We start from the raw sequence: 7989 nt of genomic DNA, 5'->3' as shown, positions 1-7989 counted from the left end.
GCGGAAAAAGAGAAACAGGCCGTCCTCGAGCAGGTTAAGGCCCTTAACGCCGATAAGCAGTCGCTGACTATTCGCCTCGCCGCTGCGGAGAAGGCGCAGCAGGCCGCTCTTGACCAGGCTAAAGCGCTTAACGCTGACAAACAGCCGCTGGCGACCCGGCTGGCCGCCGCGGAAAAAGAGAAACAGGCCGTCCTCGAGCAGGTTAAAGCCCTTAACGCCGATAAGCAGTCGCTGACTATTCGCCTCGCCGCTGCGGAAAAGACGCAGCAGGCTGCCCTCGATCAGGTCAAAGCCCTTAACGCCGATAAACAATCTCTGTCCACCCGGCTGGCCGCCGCGGATAAAGCGCCGCATGGCCCCGCTAACGACGCCGCTGCGCCAAAAAATGAGCCACCAGAGATGGCGGCCATAGTGGCAGCCTATCGCCTGCAGGCGGATAAAGACAACGCCCAGCTACGGATGAAAGAAGATGAAATCGAACTGCTGAGAACGCAGCTTTCTGTACAGTCCAAAACGCGCAGCGGCGAGAGCGCCGCTGCCAAACTCAGCGCATCGGGAGAACAGCAGGCTTATGCGATCGGCGCCTCGATGGGAAGCGAGGCGCTCAACGTCCTTACCACCCGTCGCACTCAGGGAGTTACCGTCGACGCAGGCCTGGTGCTGCAGGGCATCGAAGATGCCTTTCGCGGCCAGCTTCGTCTCGGAGAGCAGGAACGTAACAAGGCGCTGTTTGATGTGTCGCAGCAGGTTTTTCAGAACCTGAATAAAATAGAGCAGAAAAACATCAGTGCCGGCAAGAAATATCAGCAGGCGTTTGCGCGCAAAAAAGATGTGGTCTTTAAAGAGGGCGTCTACAGCCGCGTCGATTACCCGGGTAAAGGAAAAATAAGCGGTAACGACCTGGTTACCGTGGTGATCAAAGAGATGCTGACGGACGGGACGGTGATCAACGATATGGAAGCGAAAGATCAGGCGCTTACGCAAAAGCTGGATGCCTATCCCCCGGTGTTTCGCGAACCGCTGAAGCGTCTACAGAACCACGGCTCCGTGACGCTCGTCGTCCCGCCTGAAAAGGCCTATGGCAGTAAAGGATTACCGCCAAAAATTCCGCCAGGCGCCACCATGGTTTATTCCGTGCGGATAGTAGATAGCCAACCCGAGCCGGCAAAATAGCCTCATCCTCTCCACCGCCCTTCCGGGGCGGTGGCTGTTATTCCTGCCTCATTGCTGCAATAACCGCCGTGCATCCTCATCTATAGTTGTCTATGATGTTGCACTCGTTTTACGGGTGTAACAGATGTTAACGAAGGAGGAGCCTTATCGTGGCCGATAATCCACTGTGGCATGAAACGCTGCATGACCATTTTGGTCAGTATTTTAGCGTTGATAACGTGCTGTACCACGAAAAAACCGATCATCAGGATCTGATCATCTTTGATAACCGCGCCTTTGGCCGGGTGATGGCGCTGGATGGCGTCGTACAAACCACCGAACGCGACGAGTTTATCTATCACGAAATGATGACCCATGTGCCTCTGCTGGCTCACGGCAACGCGAAGCATGTGTTGATCATTGGCGGCGGCGATGGCGCGATGCTGCGCGAAGTCTCTCGTCACCGTAGCATCGAAACCATCACCATGGTGGAAATCGACGCCGGGGTAGTTTCATTCTGCCGCCAGTACCTGCCGAACCATAACGCCGGCGCCTATGACGATCCGCGCTTTACGCTGGTGATTGATGATGGCGTCAATTTTGTTAATCAGACGACGCAAACGTTTGACGTGATCATTTCGGACTGTACCGACCCTATCGGCCCGGGAGAAAGCCTGTTCACCTCGGCTTTTTATGAAGGCTGCAAACGCTGCCTGAACCCGGGTGGGATCTTTGTTGCCCAGAATGGCGTCTGCTTCCTGCAACAGGATGAAGCGGTAGGCAGCCATCGCAAGCTAAGCCACTATTTTCGCGACGTCAGCTTCTACCAGGCGGCAATTCCAACCTATTACGGCGGGATCATGACCTTTGCCTGGGCGAGCGACAATGAGGCGCTGCGCCATCTCTCCAGCGAAATCATTCAGGCGCGCTTTCACAAAGCCAACCTGACCTGCCGTTACTACAATCCGGCAATCCATACGGCGGCCTTCGCCTTACCACAATATCTGCATGATGCTCTGTCCGCACCGTGACGCGAAATAAGGGGGTGAACTAAATTGAAAAAATTGAAGCTGCACGGCTTTAACAACCTGACCAAAAGCCTGAGTTTTTGTATCTACGATATCTGTTACGCCAAAACGGCAGAAGAGCGCGACGGCTACATCGCCTATATCGACGAACTCTATAATGCCAATCGCCTGACGGAGATCCTGACAGAAACCTGTTCTATTATTGGCGCCAATATCCTGAATATCGCCCGTCAGGATTATGAACCCCAGGGCGCCAGCGTGACCATTCTGGTCAGCGAAGAGCCTGTCGATCCCAAGCTGATTGACCAGACCGAACATCCTGGCCCGCTACCGGAAACCGTGGTCGCCCATCTCGATAAGAGCCATATCTGCGTGCATACCTACCCGGAGAGCCATCCGGAGGGCGGCCTGTGCACCTTCCGCGCCGATATCGAAGTTTCAACGTGCGGCGTCATTTCCCCGCTTAAAGCGCTGAACTATCTGATTCACCAGCTGGAATCGGACATTGTGACCATTGACTACCGTGTGCGCGGCTTTACCCGCGATATCAATGGGATGAAGCATTTTATCGATCATGAAATCAATTCGATTCAGAACTTTATGTCCGACGATATGAAGTCGTTGTATGACATGGTCGACGTCAACGTTTATCAGGAAAATATCTTCCATACCAAAATGTTGCTCAAGGAGTTCGACCTTAAGCACTACATGTTCCATACCCGACCGGAAGAGTTGACTGCCGAAGAGCGCAAGGTCATTACCGACCTGCTATGGAAAGAGATGCGCGAGATTTACTACGGCCGCAATATTCCTGCCGTGTAATCTATGAAATGCCCGGCGGCGCTTTTGCTTGCCGGGCCTGTAGTTCTGCGCCACCCGACATAAAAGGCGTCATTAACGCTGCTGCATAAACTCACGATAGGCGGCGACCACCTGCAGGAAATCCTCAACACCGCACAGAGAGAGACTTTCTTCGTCGTAGTAGCTCATCCCCTCCTCGATTTCGTCGCCGGAAAACTCCAGCTGATTGGCGCGGATCATCACCTCTTCGCCATCCAACCACAGCGTATATTCATGCCCGGCACGCTGCCAGGAACGCTCGCTGCCCTTCACGGTGCGCGCAGCCTGCTCCACTTCGTCCAGCAGAGCAAGATTGCCTTTCACCTCCTCGTTGAACCAGTGGCCGATCGCCTCGTGATCCATCGACATTCGCACCTTTACCACTCCGGTAATATCGCGCAGAAATTCGTAATCCATAGTCTTTTCCTCTGCAAGGGCAATGCGTCACCGCTGCACTGTACCCATGCAGTAATTATCGCAGCAGACAGAAAGAAAAAAAGCGTAGCGGGCGGGAGGTTTGGAAATAAAAATGCCCGGTGATGCAATGTTCACCGGGCATTGGAGAGTTTATCGCCAAACGGTCAGCCGGGCTGACCGAATGGTTTACACCGCGGTCTGGAAGATCACGCCGTCAGCTTTTTCAGTGTACTGATCCAGCTGGTTGAAGTTCAGATAACGGTAGGTATCTTCCGCCGTCTTATCCACCTGCGCCACGAAGGTCTGGTACTCTTCCGGCGTCGGCAGTTTGCCGAGCAGCGAAGCCACCGCTGCCAGTTCGGCAGAGGCCAGATAGACGTTAGCGCCGGTACCTAAACGGTTCGGGAAGTTACGGGTAGAGGTGGAAACCACCGTCGCGCCGTCGGCCACGCGCGCCTGGTTACCCATACACAGGGAACAGCCAGGGATTTCGATACGCGCCCCGCTCTTACCAAACACGCTATAGTAGCCTTCTTCGGTCAGCTGCGCGGCATCCATACGGGTTGGCGGCGCCACCCACAGGCGAGTCGGCAGTTGGCCTTTGTGGCTATCCAGCAGCTTACCGGCGGCACGGAAGTGGCCGATGTTGGTCATGCAGGAGCCGATGAACACTTCGTCGATCTTCTCGCCCTGCACATCAGACAGCAGGCGGGCATCGTCCGGATCGTTCGGCGCGCACAGAATCGGCTCTTTAATATCCGCCAGATCGATGTCGATCACTGCCGCGTATTCCGCGTCAGCATCGGCTTCCAGCAGCTGCGGATCCGCCAGCCATTTTTCCATGCCCTGGATACGACGCTCCAGGGTACGGCGGTCGCCGTAGCCTTCGGCGATCATCCACTTCAGCAGAACGATGTTGGAGTTCAGATACTCAACGATCGGCTCTTTATTCAGCTTGATGGTGCAGCCGGCGGCAGAACGCTCCGCCGAGGCATCGGTCAACTCGAACGCCTGCTCGACTTTCAGATCCGGCAGACCTTCGATCTCGAGGATGCGACCAGAGAAGATGTTTTTCTTACCTTTCTTCTCCACGGTCAGCAGGCCCTGCTTGATGGCGTACAGCGGGATGGCGTGGACCAGGTCACGCAGGGTGATCCCCGGCTGCATTTTACCTTTGAAACGCACCAGCACCGATTCCGGCATATCCAGCGGCATCACGCCGGTCGCGGCGGCGAAGGCCACCAGACCAGAGCCTGCCGGGAAGGAGATGCCGATTGGGAAACGGGTGTGGGAGTCACCGCCGGTACCCACGGTATCCGGCAGCAGCATGCGGTTCAGCCAGGAGTGAATCACGCCATCGCCCGGACGCAGAGAAACACCGCCGCGGTTCATGATGAAGTCCGGCAGAGTGTGGTGCGTGGTAACGTCAACCGGCTTCGGGTAGGCCGCGGTGTGGCAGAAGGACTGCATCACCAGGTCTGCAGAGAAGCCCAGGCACGCCAGGTCTTTCAGCTCATCACGGGTCATTGGACCGGTGGTGTCCTGAGAACCGACGGAGGTCATTTTCGGTTCGCAATAAGCGCCCGGACGGATACCGGCAACGCCGCAGGCGCGGCCAACCATTTTCTGCGCCAGCGAGAAGCCGCGGGTGCTTTCCGCCACGTCTTTCGCCTGACGGAAGACATCGCTGTGCGGCAGGCCCAGCGCTTCACGCGCTTTGGTGGTCAGACCGCGACCGATGATCAGCGGAATACGGCCGCCGGCGCGCACTTCGTCGATCAGCACATCGGTTTTCAGCTCGAAGCTGGCCAGCAGTTCGTTGGTCTCGTGGTTACGCACTTCGCCTTTGAACGGGTAAACGTCGATTACGTCGCCCATGTTCAGGTTAGACACATCAACTTCGATAGGCAGCGCGCCCGCATCTTCCATGGTGTTGAAGAAAATTGGCGCGATTTTACCGCCCAGACACAGGCCGCCGCCGCGCTTGTTCGGCACGTTCGGGATATCGTCGCCCATAAACCACAGCACCGAGTTGGTGGCGGATTTACGTGAAGAACCGGTCCCGACCACGTCGCCGACGTAGGCCAGCGGGTAGCCTTTCTGCTGCAGGGCTTCGATCTGTTTGATTGGGCCAACCACGCCCGGCTGATCCGGCTCAATGCCTTCGCGGGGGTTTTTGAGCATTGCCAGCGCATGCAGCGGGATATCCGGACGCGACCACGCATCCGGCGCCGGAGAGAGATCATCGGTGTTCGTTTCGCCGGTGACCTTGAAGACGGTAACAGTGATTTTCTCTGCCAGCTGCGGACGGTTCAGGAACCACTCGGCGTCAGCCCAGGATTGCATAACCTGTTTAGCATGCTCGTTACCCGCTTTGGCTTTCTCTTCCACGTCGTAGAAGTTATCGAACATCAGCAGGGTGTGGGAGAGCGCTTTCGCGGCAATCGGCGCCAGTTTCGCGTCGTCCAGCGCATCGATCAGCGGATGGATATTGTAACCGCCCTGCATGGTGCCCAGCAGTTCAACGGCTTTTTCAGGGGTAACCAGGGGGGAGGTCGCTTCGCCTTTGGCGATCGCGGCAAGGAATCCAGCTTTAACATAGGCGGCTTCATCGACGCCCGGCGGTACACGGTTAATCAGCAGGTCTAACAGGAATTCTTCTTCGCCCGCAGGCGGGTTTTTCAGCAGTTCTACCAGCGCGGCCATTTGGGTTGCATCTAAGGGTTTGGCAACAATCCCCATGGCGGCACGCTCAGCTACGTGCTTACGGTATTCTTCTAGCACGACGGTTCTCCTCGCTCTCATTGTCATAATGCGGCCTACACGTCTTCAATCAATCTGCCTCTGTCCTGGCTTAGCTTGCCGCGTGACGCATCTTGAAGGATTTAGTGGCTGGGCGATTTTCTTCACGCTCCTGTGAGACAGCAGTTTGTAGGGTAAATGCCCGATACCGCGTCGGCAGCATAGCAGGATTTTTGAAAGGTGTTAATCTGTTTACAAAAAAGCAACATTAAAATTTAGCTGAATCGTTAAGGGCAGGATATTGCAGGCTTTCTGTTCAAATCCCACGACAAAAATTCCTTTCCGCGTACAACGCCACGGGCCGATCCCAACAATAATCAATAAAAAGCCATACCGCTTACTTATACTCAGCAAACGCGCCGTTTTCGCAGATACTTTAGCGAGATGGGTTACTTTTTGGGTCAGGAGTTTCCATGTCACTGCCGTTCAAACCCCATATTATCGCCCTGCTCTGTAGCGCTGGCTTACTCGCGGCGGCAGGAACACTCTATGTGCAAAGCCGAACCCCAGCGACGATCGCTGAACCGCCTGCGCAGCAAGCGCCAGCGCCCGCAGCGTCGACGACACAGCCGGTGGCCGCCACTTACACCCAGGCGCAAATTGATCAGTGGGTCGCCCCTATCGCGCTCTACCCGGACAGCCTGCTGTCGCAGGTGTTGATGGCCTCCACTTATCCCGACAACGTCCTGCAGGCGGTCCAGTGGTCCCAGGATAACCCCGCGATGAAAGGGGATGCGGCCGTGCAGGCGGTTGCCAGCCAGCCGTGGGACCCTAGCGTCAAATCTCTTGTCGCTTTCCCTGCCCTGCTGGCGATGATGGGCGAGAATCCGCCCTGGGTGGAAAATCTTGGCAATGCGTTTTTGGCCCAGCCGCATGATGTGATGGATTCAGTGCAGCGCCTGCGCGCCATTGCCCAACAAACCGGGACGCTGAAATCCACACCGCAGCAGAAAGTGATTGTCACCCCTGCCGCACCGGTTTCAGCCAGCAGCAGCACGACAGCAACCGCAACCGCCCACACAGTGGCGCCTGAGCCCACGCAGGTCATTAAAATAGAGCCGACCAATCCACAGGTGGTCTATGTTCCCAGCTATAACCCCTCCACCGTCTATGGTACCTGGCCGAACAGCGCCTATCCGCCGGTCTATCTGCCGCCCCCTCCCGGAGAGCAGTTTACCGATAGCTTCGTCAAAGGCTTCGGGTACAGCCTCGGCGTGGCCACCACCTGGGCGCTGTTCAGCAGTATCGACTGGGATGATGATGACCATCACCATCACGATGACGACTACCACCACGGCGATTACTCGCATAATGGCGATAACATCAATATTAATGTAAATAATTTCAATCACATAACAGGAGAAAACCTGCCGGGAAACCACGTTAACTGGCAGCACAATCCTGCCTATCGCGGACACACACCGTATCCCGATAATACGGTAGCTCAGCGCTTCCATCAGACCAACGTTTCCGGCGGACTGAGCGCGACCCAACATGCGCCAGTCGATCGCGAAGCGCAGCGCCAGGCAGCGATGACCCAGCTGCAGCATAACGTACCGACGGCCACAGCGGGCAACCTGGCGGCAAACAACGCCTCACGCGACGCTCAGTGTCAGGCGGCCTCGGCGCAGCTGAAGCAAGCCACCCAACGCAGTAATTACCGCGGTTACGACAGTACGCCGACCCAACAGCAGCGTCGCGAGGCGGCAAAAACGCAGCTGAAAAACCCCACGCCGCAGCAGCAGCAGCG

General features: G+C 56.4%; 6 protein-coding genes. 4 read left to right on the top strand and 2 right to left on the bottom strand.

From position 1 onward, the window contains the following. The 3 genes from VZP09_RS00665 to speD form a co-directional block, all read left to right on the top strand. Nucleotides 1-1173, top strand: a 1173-nt coding sequence (locus VZP09_RS00665; RefSeq protein WP_328794830.1) for an FKBP-type peptidyl-prolyl cis-trans isomerase, incomplete at its 5' end; no start/stop codon positions are given. Between the two features lie 149 nt (nucleotides 1174-1322). Beyond that, nucleotides 1323-2183 carry a polyamine aminopropyltransferase gene (speE, locus tag VZP09_RS00660; protein ID WP_002888741.1) on the top strand — a complete coding sequence of 287 codons (861 nt, stop codon included), beginning with the start codon at nucleotides 1323-1325 and terminating at the stop codon, nucleotides 2181-2183. A 24-nt stretch (nucleotides 2184-2207) separates the two neighbouring features. Continuing rightward, the gene (gene speD / locus VZP09_RS00655) at nucleotides 2208-3002 is read left to right on the top strand and encodes an adenosylmethionine decarboxylase (protein ID WP_002888739.1); all 795 of its coding nucleotides are present in this window, start codon (nucleotides 2208-2210) and stop codon (nucleotides 3000-3002) included. Between the two features lie 72 nt (nucleotides 3003-3074). Here the strand turns inward: speD and yacL are convergent, their stop codons facing one another. After that, nucleotides 3075-3437 (bottom strand): protein YacL, encoded by a 363-nt coding sequence (yacL, locus tag VZP09_RS00650; RefSeq protein ID WP_002888737.1) that lies wholly within the window; start codon nucleotides 3435-3437, stop codon nucleotides 3075-3077. 186 nt (nucleotides 3438-3623) lie between these two features. After that, complete coding sequence (acnB, locus tag VZP09_RS00645; RefSeq protein WP_002888735.1) at nucleotides 3624-6221, bottom strand: bifunctional aconitate hydratase 2/2-methylisocitrate dehydratase; 2598 nt, start codon at nucleotides 6219-6221, stop codon at nucleotides 3624-3626. Nucleotides 6222-6652: 431 nt separating this feature from the next. Here acnB and VZP09_RS00640 point away from each other — a divergent pair. Further along, a partial coding sequence (locus tag VZP09_RS00640) for a DUF3300 domain-containing protein (RefSeq protein ID WP_328794829.1) occupies nucleotides 6653-7989 on the top strand: 1337 nt, incomplete at its 3' end.

Source organism: Klebsiella sp. EMBS2024 (genome assembly GCF_036233805.1).
GTDB lineage: Bacteria > Pseudomonadota > Gammaproteobacteria > Enterobacterales > Enterobacteriaceae > Klebsiella > Klebsiella pneumoniae.
The sequence above is the reverse complement of the archived record's forward strand: the minus strand, read 5'-3'. Positions and strand labels throughout refer to the sequence as shown.